General features: G+C 31.7%; 14 protein-coding genes. All 14 read left to right on the top strand.

Annotated features, from left to right (window positions below; all coding sequences use genetic code 11):
• Positions 1 to 118: 118 nt before the first annotated feature.
• Positions 119 to 541: an RDD family protein gene (locus CX675_RS07280; protein WP_130734565.1), complete on the top strand. Its 423-nt coding sequence runs from the start codon at positions 119 to 121 to the stop codon at positions 539 to 541.
• 15 nt (positions 542 to 556) lie between these two features.
• Positions 557 to 1057, top strand: coding sequence for a hypothetical protein (locus CX675_RS07275; protein ID WP_130734564.1), 501 nt, complete (start codon positions 557 to 559; stop codon positions 1055 to 1057).
• A 474-nt stretch (positions 1058 to 1531) separates the two neighbouring features.
• Complete coding sequence (locus tag CX675_RS07270) at positions 1532 to 4549, top strand: amidohydrolase family protein (protein WP_130734563.1); 3018 nt, start codon at positions 1532 to 1534, stop codon at positions 4547 to 4549.
• A 19-nt stretch (positions 4550 to 4568) separates the two neighbouring features.
• Entirely contained in the window at positions 4569 to 5864 is a 1296-nt protein-coding gene (locus CX675_RS07265) for an amidohydrolase family protein (RefSeq protein WP_130734562.1), read from the top strand.
• 123 nt (positions 5865 to 5987) lie between these two features.
• On the top strand, positions 5988 to 6776 hold the full coding sequence (locus CX675_RS07260) for an RNA methyltransferase (protein WP_130734561.1): 789 nt from the start codon (positions 5988 to 5990) through the stop codon (positions 6774 to 6776).
• Positions 6777 to 6917: 141 nt separating this feature from the next.
• The gene (locus CX675_RS07255; RefSeq protein ID WP_130734560.1) at positions 6918 to 9137 is read left to right on the top strand and encodes a bifunctional (p)ppGpp synthetase/guanosine-3',5'-bis(diphosphate) 3'-pyrophosphohydrolase; all 2220 of its coding nucleotides are present in this window, start codon (positions 6918 to 6920) and stop codon (positions 9135 to 9137) included.
• Positions 9138 to 9296: 159 nt separating this feature from the next.
• Positions 9297 to 9743, top strand: coding sequence for a Fur family transcriptional regulator (locus CX675_RS07250; RefSeq protein ID WP_130734559.1), 447 nt, complete (start codon positions 9297 to 9299; stop codon positions 9741 to 9743).
• Positions 9744 to 9788: 45 nt separating this feature from the next.
• On the top strand, positions 9789 to 11060 hold the full coding sequence (locus tag CX675_RS07245; protein ID WP_130734558.1) for an adenylosuccinate synthase: 1272 nt from the start codon (positions 9789 to 9791) through the stop codon (positions 11058 to 11060).
• Positions 11061 to 11250: 190 nt separating this feature from the next.
• Positions 11251 to 11724, top strand: coding sequence for a hypothetical protein (locus CX675_RS07240; RefSeq protein WP_130734557.1), 474 nt, complete (start codon positions 11251 to 11253; stop codon positions 11722 to 11724).
• A 72-nt stretch (positions 11725 to 11796) separates the two neighbouring features.
• Positions 11797 to 13497, top strand: a complete 1701-nt coding sequence (locus CX675_RS07235; protein WP_130734556.1) for an OstA-like protein — start codon at positions 11797 to 11799, stop codon at positions 13495 to 13497.
• Between the two features lie 20 nt (positions 13498 to 13517).
• Positions 13518 to 14723, top strand: coding sequence for an aspartate aminotransferase family protein (locus tag CX675_RS07230; protein WP_130734555.1), 1206 nt, complete (start codon positions 13518 to 13520; stop codon positions 14721 to 14723).
• Between the two features lie 146 nt (positions 14724 to 14869).
• A complete protein-coding gene (locus CX675_RS07225) occupies positions 14870 to 16264 on the top strand; it encodes a tetratricopeptide repeat protein (RefSeq protein ID WP_130734554.1) in 1395 nt (464 codons plus the stop codon).
• Positions 16265 to 16336: 72 nt separating this feature from the next.
• Positions 16337 to 17305, top strand: a complete 969-nt coding sequence (locus CX675_RS07220) for a DUF368 domain-containing protein (protein ID WP_130734553.1) — start codon at positions 16337 to 16339, stop codon at positions 17303 to 17305.
• Between the two features lie 5 nt (positions 17306 to 17310).
• The gene (locus CX675_RS07215) at positions 17311 to 18072 is read left to right on the top strand and encodes a shikimate dehydrogenase (protein WP_130734552.1); all 762 of its coding nucleotides are present in this window, start codon (positions 17311 to 17313) and stop codon (positions 18070 to 18072) included.
• Positions 18073 to 18173: the final 101 nt, after the last annotated feature.

Genomic DNA, 18173 nt, shown 5'->3' with positions numbered 1-18173 from the left:
CGAGAACCTAAACAAGACAAAACCATCAAATAAGAAATACTTTTCGATATTGCACGAATTAAAACAAAGCATTAGATTTGGGAAGAATAAAAATAAAAACGGCTTTGCTAATTTAAAAATGACAACAGAAAATAATAATTACAATACAGAAATAAATTACGCTTCAGTAATCGATAGAATTAAATCAACAACCATAGATTCCATTATAATTATAGGTTTCATTTATTTATTAAGTGATATTCTTACCGATATGAATAACACTTCTGAAAACTTACGCATTATACTTTTCATAAGCATCCTAATGTACGAACCTATTTTTATTACCTTAAATGCTACTTTCGGAAATCACAGAAGCAACATTAGAGTTCGAAAAAATAAAGACACCACTAAAAAACTTAATTTTTTCCAATCGTTACTTCGTTTTGTTTTAAAATTTTCTTTAGGTTGGATTTCACTTATTTTCATTCTTCTAAACAAAAAAGGAAGAGCGCTCTACGACATTGTTAGTAGTAGTGTGGTAATAACTGTGGAAGAATCATAATCTAAAAATAATCAAATGGGTAAACTATTTTTATTTTTACTAGCAACCATCACTTCTAATTTGGTAAACGCACAAGAAAATACAATTGCATATCTTCTCGATTGGGAAACTGAAAATGCTATATATCAGTATATAGAATTTCGAAAAATAAATAAAGAGACTATTACTTTTGAATTTGAAAATCTAGATGCACAAAATATTAAAATACACCTTTCCCAAAAAACAACTAATGATATAAATTCAGACAGGAAACTATTCATAAACGATCGTTTATATCCTATTATCTTTAGTACAGATAATTGGTTTTATACCCAAACAGAAAATAATTTCCCACAAGTTTTAAAAGAAATTACAATGGATAAAACAATACAAGTTCCCATTCCAAATCTAGAAGAAAGAAAAAAGAATGCAACACAATATGGGTATTACAAAAAAGCTGTAATAAGAGATTGGAGCTTCTATTGGGTCGTCGATAAAAATGGAAAATTAATTGATACCAATGCAAAAGTGGAATAAAAAATAATAATTTAAACTAGAAAAAACAATACATAACGAAATCTAAAAAAATACAACTCACACTAACTAACTCCTAATCACTTTCAACCAAAAACCTAACAAAAAACCCTCATCTACAAGTAAACGAGGGTTAAATCCAAATAATAAACTATAAAACAACTATAAAAAACTATAAAAACTTAAAATACAATGTCATAAAAAAACCAACTATTTATTTTCTTTTTTAATTATAGTGTAAAGATAAACAGCTATTTATCCTTATTAGCATTTTTTAGACGAACTCAAAAGATTCTGTCGACCAATGGTCTATTTCTACCGATAAACAGATTAACTAAAAATCAAAGTTCTAAATTACACAAAGTTGTATGCTCCCTCAAACGTTAAAAAAAACAAAAAATAAAATCGCGATATTAGGCTTCAACCTAATTCTTGTTATATTTAGGGCATAAAACCAACCCTAATCAAAAATAACATATGAGAATTTGTACGTTCTTAGTTGTTTTACTTTGGTCTTTTATTGGAAATGCACAAGAGTATTTTCCCAAAAACGACGGGGTAAAACAATCCTTTAAAAATCATGTTGCCATTACTAATGCAACCATCTATGTGTCTGCTACTCAAAAACTAGACAAAGCAACACTCCTTTTTAAAGATGGAAAAATTATAGACGTAGGTACAGCCGTTAATGTACCCAAAAATGCTACTGTAATAGACGCAACAGACAAAGTCATCTACCCTTCTTTTATAGACATCTATAGCGAATTTGGTATAAATAAACCACAACCAGCACCGAGAAGAGGATTTGTAACGCAATACGATGCTTCAAGAGAAGGTTATTACTGGAATGACCACGTAAAACCAGAATTTAATGCTTACGAAAATTTAAAATATGATGATAAAGCAGCCGCTTCTCTTCGCGAAATTGGTTTCGGAACAGTAGTAAGCCACCATAACGATGGTATCATAGCTGGAACGGGGCTTTTATGGACTTTAAACGATACAGATAATAATGCAAAACGAATTTTAAATACTAAAGTATCTCAGCATTTCACCTTCAACAGAAGTAAATTTAGTAACCAAAGCTATCCCTCCTCTTTAATGGGAAGTATGGCTTTAATTCGTCAAGTATACCACGACGCAAAATGGTATGCAACTGGAAGTTCTAAAACCAAAGACTTATCTTTAGAAAGTTTTAATGCTAATAAAAACCTAATTCAAATTTTCGATGCAGGCGACATATTAAACAAACTTAGAGTTTATAAAATAGGTAAAGAATTTGGTGTAAATTATATTATCAAAGGAAACGGTGACGAATTCGAAAAAATTGAAGAAATAAAAAAAACAGGTGCCACCTATATTATTCCTTTAGACTTCCCAGAAGCTTATGACGTTTCAGATCCATATCTAGCCCAACAAGTGAGTTTAAGCGATATGAAATTTTGGAACCAAGCACCATTCAATTTAAAAATCTTAGCAGAAAACAATATTAATTTTGTATTGACTGCTAATGATAATAAAAAACCAAAAGACTTTTTGGAAAACCTTAGAAAAGCAGTTTTATATGGTTTACCAAAGGAAAAAGCCTTGGCAGCTTTAACAGAAACTCCTGCTAAAATCTTAAAACAATCAGATGCTTTAGGTGTATTGAAAAAAGGAGCTTTAGCCAACTTTATTATTGTTTCTGGAGATATTTTCGACGATAAAAGTACCATTCATGAAAACTGGGTACAAGGAAATAGAAATATCTTAGACAAAATGAATGTGGATGATATTCGTGGTACTTATGATTTGGTGTTTAACCAACAAACATTTGAGCTTGCTATCACAGGTGAATTAGACAAATTAGATGCAAAAGTTAACAAAGACAGTCTCAACTACGGAACAAAATTAACCTATAAAGAACCGTGGATTACATTAGTAATTAAAACAAAAGACACTACAAATACTTCTTTCTATCGCCTAACTGGTATTAAAAACAAAACTATTTTAGAAGGAAAAGCGGTATTGGAAAATGGGTCTGAAACCACTTGGGTAGCTAGTAAAAAAGAAACCACTGATAAAAAAGACGATAAAAACGATAAAAAAGACGATAAAAAAGTCCCAGAAATGGTTCCCATTACTTATCCAAATATCGCTTACGGTAATACAGTAAAACCAACACAAGAAACGATTTTGTTTAAAAATGCAACGGTTTGGACAGGTGAAAAAGAAGGTACTCTTACAGAAACCGATGTATTAATTCAAAACGGTAAGATTACTCAAATTGGTAAAAATCTTTCAGCTCCAAATGCAAAAATCGTAGATGCAACTGGTAAACATTTAACAGCGGGTATCATCGACGAACACTCGCATATTGCTATTTCTAGAGGTGTGAATGAGGGTGGCCAAAATTCCTCAGCTGAAGTAACGATTGAAGACGTAGTTAATTCAGATGATATTAACATCTATAGAAATCTTTCTGGAGGTGTTACTTCTGCTAATTTGTTACACGGTTCAGCCAACCCAATTGGTGGTCGTGCTGCATTTATCAAATTAAAATGGGGCTATACTCCAGACGAAATGTTAGTAAAAGACGCTCCTAAATACATCAAATTTGCTTTAGGTGAAAACGTAAAACAATCCAATTGGGGTAGCGGTCGTTTTCCACAAACTAGAATGGGCGTAGAACAAGTATATGAAGATTATTTTACTAGAGCTTTAGAATACAAAAAAGAATGGGCAGACTACAATGCAAACAAAGCAAAAAACAAAGTAGCGCCTCGTTTTGATATTGAAATGGAAGTTTTAGGACAAATCCTAGACAGAAAACGTTTCATTACCTGTCACTCTTATGTACAATCTGAAATTAATATGTTAATGAAATTAGCAGAACGTTTTAATTTCAAAATCCAAACGTTTACGCACATTTTAGAAGGTTACAAAGTGGCTGATAAAATGGCAGAACATGGTGTAGGTGGTTCTACTTTTGCAGATTGGTGGGGTTACAAATACGAAGTGAAAGATGCAATTCCTTACAATGCAGCCTTAATGAACGGTCAAGGTGTGGTGGTTTCTATTAATTCTGATGATGCTGAAATGTCGCGACGCTTAAACCAAGAAGCAGGAAAAGCAGTGAAATACGGGAATGTCTCAGAAGAAGAAGCTTGGAAATTTGTCACCTTAAATCCAGCAAAATTGTTACAAGTAGATGATAAAATAGGAAGTATTAAAGTAGGTAAAGATGCTGATGTAGTACTTTGGACTGCTAATCCACTATCTATTTATGCAAAAGCTGAAAAAACAGTAGTAGACGGAATCATTTTCTATGATTTGGAAAAAGAGAATATAACACTTGCCTCCATTCAAAAACAAAGAAGCGAATTAACAAACAGTCTTTTAGAAGCCAAAAACAAAGGTTTAAAAACCCAAGCTCCGAAGAAAAAAGATGTAGGGCACTATCATTGTGACACCTTAGGTGAAAACTGTGTCGTTTCTCATGCCAAATACCAATAATCTTAAACGCTGAAATCTTATGAAAAAATATATATTCCTATTCTTATTAAGTAGTTTGACTTTTGGTCAGCAAACACCTGCTCCAAAACAAACTAAAAGTATTTTAATTACTGGAGGAAAAGCACATTTAGGAAATGGAAAAGTAATTGAGAATAGTATCATTTCTATTAAAGAAGGGAAAATTGCTATGATTCAGGATGGAACTAATTTCAAACCTGAAAAACACGATATTACTATTGACGCTTCAAAAAAACATATTTATCCTGGTTTTATTGGCGCCAATGCAACACTGGGTCTTGTAGAAATTGATGCTGTTAAAGCTTCCGATGACGAAAGTGAAATGGGCGAAATGAATCCACACATTAGGAGTATCATTGCCTATAATACAGAATCTGGTTTAGTAGAAGCGGCAAGACCAAATGGTGTTCTATTAGCACAAATTGCGCCTAGAGGCGGACGTATTTCTGGAACCTCATCTGTAGTACAATTAGATGCTTGGAACTGGGAAGATGCTGTAATTAAAGAAAATGACGGCATTCATTTAAGTTGGCCAAGAAGTTTTTCAAGATCGGGTTGGTGGGCTGAACCAGGAGGGATTGAACCTAATAAAAATTATGAAAAACAAGTTACCGAAATTCAAGATTTTTATAACGATGCTAAAGCCTATTTTACAGCTAATTCTTCTGTAAGAGACATTCCATATGAAGCCATGAAAGGTTTAGATACAGGAGATAAAACACTTTTTGTTCATGTCGATGGTGAAAAAGAAATTGTTGATGCTGTTTTATTTAAAAAGAAAAACAACATTAAAAAATTGACATTAGTAGGTGGTTATTATGCTTTTAAAAACATTCCGCTATTAAAAGAAAATAATGTTTCGGTTTTATTACGTCGCGTACACGATTTACCGCTTCTTGAAGATGAAGATGTTAATTTACCTTACAAAAATGCCAAATTATTAGATGATGCAGGTGTTTTAGTTGGGCTACAAAATGCAGGCGATATGGAACGTATGCAAATTAGAAACTTACCATTTTATGCAGGAACATGTGTAGCATGGGGAATGAATAAAGAAAAAGCCTTACAATTAATCACTTCTAATACGGCTAAAATTTTAGGTATCGATACACAATATGGTACTCTAGAAGTGGGAAAAAGTGCCACTTTATTTATTTCTGAAGGTGATGCTTTAGACATTGCGTCAAATAATGTAACTACTGCTTTTATAGATGGTCGTAACATTAGCTTGCAAAGTCACCAAACTGAATTATATGATCGCTATAAGGAAAAGTTTGAATCTCAAACTAAACAATAAAATAATTACTTTACACATCAATACAATCTCACAATACAAATTATTGTGAGATTTTTTATTTTATGAGAACCTGTATAAAAAAAGAATATCTTTTGTAATTTTACAACAAATAGTCGCTTCTAGATGAAACAAATCACTTCCGTACAAAATCCATATATCAAATCATTAGTTCAATTACAAGAAAAAGCCAAAACCCGAAAACAAACTGGCACTTTTTTAATTGAAGGAAAAAGAGAAATTGAATTAGCCATTAAAGGAGGTTATGTCTTAAACACCTTACTTTTTTGCCCAGAAGTAATGCAAAATACAGATTATCAAAGTTTTGGCGATTCTAATATTGAAAGAATTGAAATTTCTAAAGAGGTATATCAAAAATTAGCCTATCGAGACACCACCGAAGGTATTTTGGCTGTTGCTCAAACCAAATCATTGTATTTGTCTGATTTAAAACTAAGTAAAAACCCGTTAATTTTAATAGCAGAATCGATTGAAAAACCAGGAAATATTGGCGCTTTACTACGAACCGCTGATGCCGCAAATATCGATGCTGTAATTATTGCAGATCCAAAAAGTGATTTATACAACCCTAATATTGTACGCTCAAGTGTGGGTTGCTTATTCACCAGACAAATTGCTACAGGAACTTCAAGTGAAATTATTGCTTTTTTAAAAGAGAATGGAATTGCTTTTTACAGTGCCACTTTACAAAATTCTAACGAATACCATAAAATTGATTACACCTCACCTACTGCCTTAGTCGTAGGAACAGAAGCAACTGGTTTAACCGATATTTGGAGAACTGAAAGTACTCAAAACATCATAATACCCATGCAAGGAGAAATTGATTCCATGAATGTTTCGGTAGCAGCTGCTATTTTACTTTTTGAAGCCAAAAGACAAAGAGGGTTTTAGATGAAGTGGTTGTTTTTTTGGTTGTTGGTTGTTGGTTAAAGGAATACTTTTAATTTTCAACTTTTCTAACTTCTGATTTCTAAATTAGCTATTGCACAATCCATAACTTTGTTATAACTTTAACTGTTATAAAGATGCCCTATGACCGAGATTGATTTAGAAGCAGAAAATAAAGCTATTGCGCAAGAATACAAAGAATTGTTACGCATTAGTTATCAAACACTTACTACAGAAGATAAAAAATTAATCAGAAAAGCTTTTGATGTAGCTGTAGATGCACACAAAGATCAAAGAAGAAAATCTGGAGAAGCCTATATTTTCCATCCTATTGCTGTGGCAAAAATTGTAGCATCTGAAATTGGTTTGGGAGCTACGTCAATTGCTGCTGCTTTAATGCATGATGTTGTTGAAGATACTGATATTACTGTAGATGATATTACCAAAATGTTTAATCCCAATATTGCCAGAATTGTAGAAGGATTAACTAAAATTGCTAAAGTAAAAACAGATCAAGATGTTTCTGTACAAGCAGAAAATTTCCGTAAAATGTTACTCACGCTTAATGATGACGTTAGAGTAATATTAATTAAAATTGCAGACCGTTTGCACAATATGCAAACTATGGACAGTATGGCAGAGTATAAACAAGCCAAAATCGCATCAGAAACCTTATACATTTATGCTCCTCTTGCTCACCGATTAGGATTATACAATATAAAAACCCAATTAGAAGATTTAGGCTTAAAATATACAGAACCAGATGTATATCAAGAAATTGTAAGTAAAATAAAAGAGACTAAACAAGAGCAAGATGCTTACATAAAAACAATTTCTGACGTACTTTCAAAATCCTTAGAAGAAGAGGGTATTAACTTCACCATTAAAGGACGACCAAAATCGATTTACTCCATTCGAAGAAAAATGAGAGTACAAGGAGTTACTTTTGATGAAGTATACGACAAATTTGCATTACGAATTATCTATAAATCTAATCCACACGATGAAAAATTCTTAGCGTGGAAAATCTATTCGGTAGTTACTGACCATTACAGACCTAGTCCAAGTCGTTTACGTGACTGGATTTCATCACCAAAATCGACAGGTTATGAAGCGCTTCACATCACTGTAATGGGACCCAAAGGACGATGGGTTGAAATCCAAGTGCGTAGTGAACGAATGGATGAAATTGCAGAAAAAGGATATGCGGCACATTATAAATATAAAGGTGTAGGTTCTGAAGAACATGGTTTAGAAATTTGGCTAAATCAATTAAAAGAAGCTTTAGAAAGTCAGGCTGCAAATGCGGTAGATTTTGTGGAGGATTTTAAACTCAATTTATATTCTAAAGAGATTTATGTTTTTACTCCTAAAGGCGATTTAAAATCATTACCAAAAGGAGCCACCACGCTCGATTTTGCTTTTAGTATTCATACAGATATTGGTTCTAAAACTAGAGGAACAAAAGTAAATGGAAAATTAGTTCCCTTAAATTACATTCTCAACAGTGGTGATCAAGTAGAGGTTATTACTTCTCCAAATCAAAAACCTACAGTACAATGGCTTGATTATGTAACCACTTCTAGAGCAAAAAATAAAATTAAAAACTCACTCAACGAGAACACTAAAAAAGTAGCCGAAGAAGGAAAAGAAATTTTAAACCGTAAGTTACGTCATTTAAAAATTACTTTAAATGAAACAACCATAAATGAGTTAGTAAACTATTTTAAACTACAAACTAGCCTCGATTTGTTTTATCGCGTAGGAATTGGCGCAATCGAAAATCAAAAATTAAAAGATTACGCTGCTCAAAAAAGCAACACACTAGTAAATTTCTTAAAAAAACCTTTTAATAGAGGAAACGTAACAAAACCAGAACAAATCGAAAAAAATGAAATTAGTAAAAAATATGACATGCTCGTTTTCGGTTTGGAACAAGAAAAATTAGATTATAAACTTTCTGCATGTTGCAACCCAATTCCTGGTGACGAAGTTTTTGGTTTTATTACTATAAGCGAAGGAATAAAAGTACACCGTAAAGATTGTCCGAATGCCATCAGCTTACAATCTAATTACGCTTATCGAATTATTCCTGCCAAATGGATAGATTCTAGTCAGGAAGAGTTTAGAGCCATGTTAAACATTACTGGAATGGATACATTAGGTTTAACCAATGAACTTACCAAAGTTATTTCTAACCAAATGCATGTAAACATAGAAAATATTGCTTTGAGTGGAAAAGCAGGTGTATTCAATGGAAAAATAACGGTTATAGTCCCTAATAACACCATCTTAAAACGACTAATCGATAATATTAAAAAAGTAGACGGAATAGACAAAGTGACACGTATTTATCAAAATTAGGATATTAATTACCCTTTTAGCTAACTAAGTTTATTCTATTTAGAATCATTTGGTTCATTTGTAAGAATTACTTATCAAACACTTTTGTTAAAAAAAAATAAGAACTACTAGGTACTAACCTTTAAGTTTACTTATCTTTGCATTTATTTAGTTAACCAAATGGAAAACAATAAAAATCAAGAAATTGTAAAAAACGTATTTACCAAATACCTTGAAGAAAAAGCGCATCGAAAAACACCAGAACGTTATGCAATTCTTCAGGAAATATACAATTCAAAAGAACATTTTGATATTGAATCTTTGTATATCAAAATGAAAAACAAAAACTACCGAGTAAGTAGAGCTACTCTTTACAACACTATAGAATTACTTTTAGAATGCGGTTTAGTTAGACGCCACCAATTTGGTCAAAACCAAGCACATTATGAAAAATCGTATTTTGATAAACAACACGATCATATTATCATGACCGATTCAGGAGAAGTAATTGAATTTTGTGACCCAAGGATACAGCAAATTAAACAAACTATGGAGGACATGTTTGGAATTGATATTCAAACCCATTCTCTTTATTTCTATGGTACAAAAAAAGAAAACAAGAATTAAAAATAACTGCTTAAATAGACTAAACGACAAACAACTAAGATTACAATGACCGTAGATTTATTATTAGGACTCCAATGGGGTGACGAAGGAAAAGGAAAAATCGTCGATGTATTAACTTCAAAATATGATATTATTGCTCGCTTTCAAGGTGGACCAAATGCAGGTCACACACTAGAATTTGATGGCATAAAACACGTTTTAAGAACCATTCCATCAGGAATTTTTCATAAAAACGCAATTAATATCATCGGAAATGGTGTTGTAATTGACCCAGTAGTTTTCCAAAAAGAATTAGAAGGTCTTGAAAAATTTAACATGGATGTAAAATCTAAATTATTTATTTCAAGAAAAGCACACCTTATTTTACCAACACATCGTCTTTTAGACGCAGCGTCCGAAGCTTCGAAAGGAAAAGCAAAAATTGGTTCAACTTTAAAAGGAATTGGACCAACTTACATGGACAAAACTGGAAGAAACGGTTTACGTGTAGGCGATATCGAATTAGAAGATTTCAAAACACGTTATAGAGCTTTAGCAGATAAGCATGAAGCAATGATAGCCTTCTATGATGTAGATTTACAATATGATTTAAAAGAAATGGAAGAAGAGTTTTTTGATGCTATTGCAGGATTAAAAAAACTAACTTTTATCGATAGTGAAGAATACTTAAACAAAGCGCTAAAAGAAGGAAAATCAATCTTAGCAGAAGGAGCACAAGGATCTTTATTAGACGTAGATTTTGGTACTTATCCATTTGTAACTTCATCTAATACGACTGCTGCTGGAGCTTGTACAGGCTTAGGAATAGCTCCAAACAAAGTTAAAGAAGTTTTTGGAATCTTTAAAGCTTACACCACTCGTGTAGGTAGTGGTCCATTCCCAACTGAACTTTTTGATGAAGCAGGACAAACAATGGCACGAGTAGGCAATGAATTTGGTGCAGTTACGGGACGCCCAAGAAGATGTGGTTGGTTAGATCTTGTAGCATTAAAATATGCAGTACAGGTAAATGGTGTAACACAATTATATATGATGAAAGGGGATGTTTTATCAGGTTTTGAAACCCTAGATATTTGTACCGCTTATAAATATAATGGAGAAGAAATTCAACATCTACCTTATAATATAGAGCCAGAAAATGTAGAACCCGTTTTCACAACTTTAAAAGGTTGGCAAGCCGATTTAACAGGTATGACAAATTATGAAGAGCTTCCAATAGAACTGAAAGAATATATCGAATTTATTGAAAAAGAATTAGAAGTTCCTATTTCTGTTATTTCTGTAGGCCCTGATAGAAAACAAACTATTATAAAATAACATTGAATTGCTTTCCTAAGGAAAGCAATTCAATTTTTAGATGTAACTGTAAAGAATATGAAAAGATTAATTCAAAAAATATTTTTTTTCTTTTTTTTTTGTAGCATTAACTTCTTGTAATGAAGATTATGATGACAATAGCAGAAATAACCTTTCTTTAAATCAAAATAGAGATTTAATTTTTCTAAAAGTGGACTACCAAACCAAGGCGTTTATGGGAGGCAATGCGTTTCAATTTAACAACATCCCTTTTACAAATTCAATCCCTCTTGAAGAAATCTATATTCAACCTGGAGACTTTGGAAGCTATACTTTAAAATATACTCCTACTGATGAAATTGTATTTCAAGGACCCATACACTGGTTAAGTTTCTCATACAATTACCCAGTTTCATTAACACCTAGTACCTTCGCTCTTTCTAATAATAGTGCACCCATCACTCTTTCAAATGCCGTTTTTTTTATCCCAACCCAGTATTATTTAGATAGTGAAAATATTAACACAAATTTTGATTATCAAGAAATTTGGGACACAGTAAAAAATTTAGAAATTACAAATCAATATGTAAACCAAGGAGCTAAAGTAGGATTTCTATTTTACACCCCTGGATTAGGATTTTTTCAACCAGAGACTGCTGCTTGGTTTGTTATTCTCTATAAATGATTTTTTATAAAAATATCTTAATAACAATCGCATTCTCTTCTTTTTACTTATTTTTGACCCAAAATAAATAGTTTGAAAAAAATTGCTTATCACATACTAAGTTTTTTACTTTTAGGAACTTTAGTTCAGGCACAAGTAAAAAAAACAGAACAGCCAAACAAAACAAACCCTCAAGATTCGGATAAAATTATTATAGAACATTCCGATTTTATCGACATGAATCAATATGAAATTCCTGGAGCCACTGTATTTACAGGCAATGTTCGTGTCATTCATAAAGGAACGAAAATCAATTGTAATAAAGCCTATTATTTTACAGATGAAAATTATGTAAAAGCATTTGGTAATGTAAAAATCAATCAAGGTGATTCTATTACAATGAATAGCCGTTATGCTGAGTATGATGGTAAAGACGAATTTGCATTTGCAACTGGTGATGTTAATTTAAGATCTCCAGAATCTACTTTAACTACCGATACAATTTTCTTCGACAAAAAGAAACAAATTGCCTTTTATAACAGTTATGGGACTATTATAAATAAAGAAAACACTTTAAAGAGTAAATCGGGCCGTTATTTTGTTAGTTCCAAAAAATATCAATTTACTTCTGCTGTTACTGTTACTAATCCAAAAGCTGTAATTAAAACAAATCATCTTGATTTTTATGAAAACTCAGGCCACGCTTATGTTTTTGGTCCATCTACCATTACCAGTAAAGATAATGTAATTTACACCGAAAACGGATTTTATGACACCAATAACGACATCGGTAAACTCCAAAAAAACAGCAAAATAACCTACGACAATAAAATAATTGAAGGTGACGATTTATATTATGATCAAAAAACTAATTTTTCAAGAGGTATCAATAATGTAAAAATTACAGATACTATCAATAATATGGTAGCCAAAGGTCATTATGCAGAAATGTATCGCAATCCAGAAACTAGAAAAGATTCTATTATTTTAACAAAAAGAGCCGTTGTAATAACCAAAGTAGAAAACGATTCTTTGTACATGCATGGTAAAAAAATTTTGGTAACTGGCCCTCCTGAAGACAGAGTAATCCGTGCATTTAATAATGTTCGTTTTTACAAAACTGATATGAGTGGAAAATGCGATTCGATACATTCTAATAACAAATCGGGACTAACTCAACTGATTGGCAATCCTGTTTTATGGAACAATGACAATCAAATGACTGGCGATGTAATGCATTTAATTGGCAACAATACCACCGAACAATTAGACTCTTTAAAAGTTATCAATAACGCCTTTATTGTTCAAAAAGACACCTTAAGCGAAAACGGATACAATCAAATTAAAGGACAACATTTATTTGGAAAATTTAGAGATAATAAACTAAGCGAAGTAGATGTAATTAAAAACACCGAAGTAATTTATTACATGTATAACGATGAAAACGAATTAGTAGGCATCGATAAAAAGAAATGTAGCAAATTAAATTTTATCTTTGAAAACAATCAAATTATTTCGCAAACAGCTTATAATGCCGTTGAAGCAAAAACCTATCCCGAAACTGAATTTCCAGAAAACGCAAGAAAACTAAGAGGTTTTATTTGGCGGGGAGATGAAAGAATTAAATCTAAAGAGGATATCTTCCCTGAAGAAGAGAATAAAATACATGAACAAATTCTAATAGAAAGTAAAAAGAAAGCATTAGAAGAAGACGTTCCAATGGAAGTATTGCCCGAAACTTTAGATTACGATAAAGAAAATCCAAAGCCTAAAGAAAAAAATAAAAAAGAGTAATTTATATTATTCCAACTAAAATGATTGACGATTTTTTTAAATACCAAGCTCAAACTTCTCCACATCCTTTAGCAATGGAGATTTCTCATGCAAAAGGAAGTTACATATTCGATACAAAAGGGAAAGCCTATTTAGATTTTGTAGCAGGCGTTTCTGCCAATACTTTAGGGCATCAACCCAAACGAGTAAATCAAGCTATAAAAGAACAATTGGATAAATATTCTCATGTAATGGTCTATGGAGAATATGCGCAAAAACCAGCTACAGAATTATGCAAACTCCTAGCTTCACTCCTACCCGAACCTTTAAATAAGACTTATTTGGTTAATTCAGGAACAGAAGCTATTGAAGGTGCCTTAAAATTAGCCAAACGAGTTACAGGAAGAAGTCAATTAATCTCATGTCATCATGCTTATCACGGAAATACCATGGGAAGTATGAGTGTAATGGGATTTGAGGAAAGAAAACAAATTTTTCGTCCATTGATCCCTGATGTTGATTTTATTACATTTAATAATGAAGAAGACATTGAAAAAATAACTACGAGAACCGCTGGTGTTTTACTTGAAACAATTCAAGGAGGAGCAGGTTTTATTCAACCAGAAAATGACTATTTAGTCAAGATAAGGAATCGTTGCAACGAAGTAGGTGCAGTTTTGATTTTAGACGAAATCCAACCTGGTTTTGGACGTACAGGTAAATTATTTGGTTTTGAAAATTACAATATGGTTCCAGATGTCGTTGTCATGGGAAAAGGAATGGCTAGCGGAATGCCTGTAGGTGCATTTACTGCTTCTTCAGAAATGATGGATTTGCTTAGCCATGATCCAAAATTAGGACACATTACCACTTTTGGAGGTCATCCTGTTATTGCAGCAGCTGCATTGGCAACCCTTCAAGAAATTACTGAAACAAATTTAATGGAAGAAGCACTAGAAAAAGAACAACTTTTCAGAACTTTGCTAGTTCATCCATTAATAAAAGAAATAAGAGGCAAAGGATTAATGCTCGCTGCCATGACAGAAAGTCCTGAAATAACCAACCAAGTCATACTAGAATGTCATAACAGAGGATTGGTTTTATTCTGGCTTTTGTTTGAAGGCAAGGCTATTCGCATTACTCCTCCATTAACTATATCAAAAGAAGAAATAAAAAAAGGATGTGGCATTATTCTTGAAGTACTTAATGAAGTACGACAATTGAAAATGGAAAATGCTGAAGAATAAAAAAAGAAAGAAGCCTATAATAAAACAATGATTTTTAAGCTTCAAAATTGTTAATTAAATTGTTTAAAACAATTCGTACTAAAATTAGAGAACCCCATAAAAAGTCTTATTTTTATTATAGGACATAACCCATAAAATTGATTGGTATGAGATTGAGTCATGAAGAAGAAGAAAACAACTTATCCCTATCTAAATTTGAATCAATGCTAAAAACAAACAAAGTGTTTTTCTTTGATTCAGAAGAGTTTGAAGATATTATTCTTCATTACATGGATACAGGTCGAATGAATTTAGCCAAAAAAGCATTAAAACTTGGACAAGAACAGCATCCTAAGTCTACAGGTCTTAGACTGGTTCAAGTTGAAATGTTAATTTATGAAGATCGATTGGACATTGCAGAAAAAATTCTTACCGATTTATTTGCAATTGAGCCAACTAACGAAGAAATCTACATTCAACAAGCGAATATCTTTTCAAAGAGAGATCAACACGAAAAAGCAATTGATTCTTTAAAAATTGCTTTAAAATTCACAGATGATTATGCCGATGTCTATTCTATGATTGGAATGGAATACTTGTTCATGGATGAATTAGAAAAAGCAAAAGATTATTTTATCAAATGTTTAGAAGAAGATCCTGAAGATTATTCTGCACTGTACAACATTATTTATTGTTTTGATTTTTTAGACCAAAACAACGAAGCCATCGCCTATTTAGAAAAATTTATAGACAGAAAACCATATAGTGAAGTAGCTTGGCATCAATTAGGAAGACAGTATTACACTTTAAAAAATTACGAAAAATCGGTTTGGGCATTTGATTATGCAACGCTTATCGACGAATCTTTTTTAGGTGCCTATTTGGAAAAAGCAAAAGGTCTTGAAAAACTAAAGAAATACCAAGAAGCCATAGATTGTTATACCATTACTATGGAATTGGACGATGCTACTTCTTTTGCCCTATTAAGGGTAGGTAAATGTCATGAAAAGTTAGGAAGAAAAGATTTAGCCTTAAAATTTTATTTAAGAACAGTTCATGAAGATCCGCTTTTAGACAAAGCTTGGATTGCTATTACCGATTTTTATATTCGTCAAAAAAACTTTCAAAAAGCCATTTATTATGCAAATAAAGCTTTAGGAATTGATGGTGATAACAGTTTGTACTGGAAACGATATGCCGCTATTAACCATGGGCTTCATTTCTATGAAGAAGCTGAACTTGGATATAGAAAAGCCTTTGAAAACGGAGATATTCATTTAGATACATTCGTACTTTGGTCACAAATGCTTCAAGAATTAGGAGAATATGAAAATGCTATTGAAATTCTATTGCAAGCCAGTGAAGTTTTTCCTGATGAATTTGAAATAGAATATCGTTTAGCTGGTTTATATCATTTAACTAAAGAAATTCAAAAAGGAAATTTTCATTTAAATAATGGTTTGCGTATTAATTTTAAAAATCATACTATAATTGAAGAACACTTCCCAAACATTTGGAAGAAAAAAACCGTTCAAAACATTATTGAAAAATATCGAAACTAAAAATAGTTTCTATAAATTTGCCATTCAGAATTTACACATTATTTTCTGAATGGCATTTTATTTTTTTAAGACATGAGAAAACTTTTTCCCGATTATCTGTTAATTACATTAAAAGGAATCGCTATGGGCGCAGCAGATGTTGTTCCTGGTGTTTCAGGTGGAACTATTGCTTTTATTTCTGGAATTTATCAAGAATTAATAGACAGCATTAATAAAATTAACCTTTCTACCTTAAAAAGTAGTAAAGAAAATGGGATAAAAGCTACTTGGGGTGCTATTAATGGTAATTTTTTAGTGGCACTCGTTTTAGGAATAGCTCTTAGCATACTTACATTTTCAAAAATTATTACTCATTTACTAAAAAACCATCCTATTCTCGTATGGTCTTTTTTCTTTGGTCTAGTATTAGCTAGTATTTTATTTATTTGGAAAGAAATTACAAATTGGTCTTGGAGAACGATACTCTCACTTATAATTGGCATTCTTATCTCCTACTATATTACAATTGCAAAACCAACAGAATCACCTGACAGCTACTGGTATCTTTTTTTATCTGGTTTTTTAGCTATTATTGCCATGATATTACCTGGTGTATCAGGAGCATTCATCCTTTTGTTAATGGGATCATATCAAACGGTAATTGGTACAATTAATCAATTTAGAGAAGGCATTTCTTCTATGAACTTTGAAATCATCGGTCAGGCTTTATTAAAACTAACCACTTTTGCTCTTGGAGCTATCATTGGTTTAAAACTTTTCTCAAAAGTATTAACATGGATGTTTTCAAATCATAAAAATACTACTTTAGCACTGCTCATTGGTTTTATGGTTGGTTCTTTAAATAAAATATGGCCTTGGAAAGAAGTTTTGGAAACAAGAATTAACAGTCATGGTGAAGCGATACCATTTATTGAAAAAAGTATTTTACCGCAACACTTTCAAGGCAATCCGCAAATTTTAACAGCTATAATTATGGTAGTTTGTGGATTTATGTTAATTTTCGGTTTAGAAAAGATAGCGAACCGATTAGGAAAAAATTAAGCTATATGTCAAAAAAGAAAAAAAACAAAAAACAAATTAAGTTTGGGCTCATTGGAAAAAACATTAGTTATTCCTTTTCCAAAAAGTATTTTACAGAAAAATTTAAGTTGCTTCATTTTGACAATTGTGAATATTTAAATTTCGATTTACAATCTATTAAAGAGTTTCCTAAGACATTATCAGAAACGAAAGGATTAAAAGGACTAAACGTAACTATTCCTTATAAAGAAGACATCATTCCCTATTTAGACAAGTTATCTAAAAATGCTAAAATCATTGGAGCTGTTAACACGATAACAATATCAAAAAAGAAAAAACTAAAAGGTCATAATACCGATTATTATGGTTTTAAAAAAGCATTAAAACCATTGATAACAGACACACATAAAAGAGCACTAATTTTAGGAACTGGTGGTGCAAGCAAAGCTATTGCTTTTGCTTTTAAAAAATTAAAAATTGAATACGATTTTGTATCTCGTACACCAAATGAATTTCAATTATCTTATGAGGAATTAAATAAAGAAATCTTTGAAGAGTATCAAATTATTGTAAATACAACACCAGTAGGCACTCACCCTAATATTGATGAAGCTCCTCCTCTGGATTATACTTTGTTTACCAAAGAACATATTGCTTTCGATTTAGTGTATAATCCTGAAGAAACTACCTTTTTAAGAAAGGCGAAAGCACAAGGAGCAAAAACTAAGAATGGTTATGAAATGCTAATTTTTCAAGCTGAAAAAGCTTGGAGTATTTGGAATGGCTAATTTTTTAGCTCTATTAAATAAAAAGCAACATCTTCAGAGTATCTTTTCTTCTTAGGTTTAAATTATAAAAGACAAGTAGTCCATAAGATAAACTCTGCATT

Source organism: Flavobacterium sp. J27 (assembly GCF_004303025.1).
In the GTDB taxonomy this organism is placed as follows: domain Bacteria; phylum Bacteroidota; class Bacteroidia; order Flavobacteriales; family Flavobacteriaceae; genus Flavobacterium.
The sequence above is the reverse complement of the archived record's forward strand: the minus strand, read 5'-3'. Positions and strand labels throughout refer to the sequence as shown.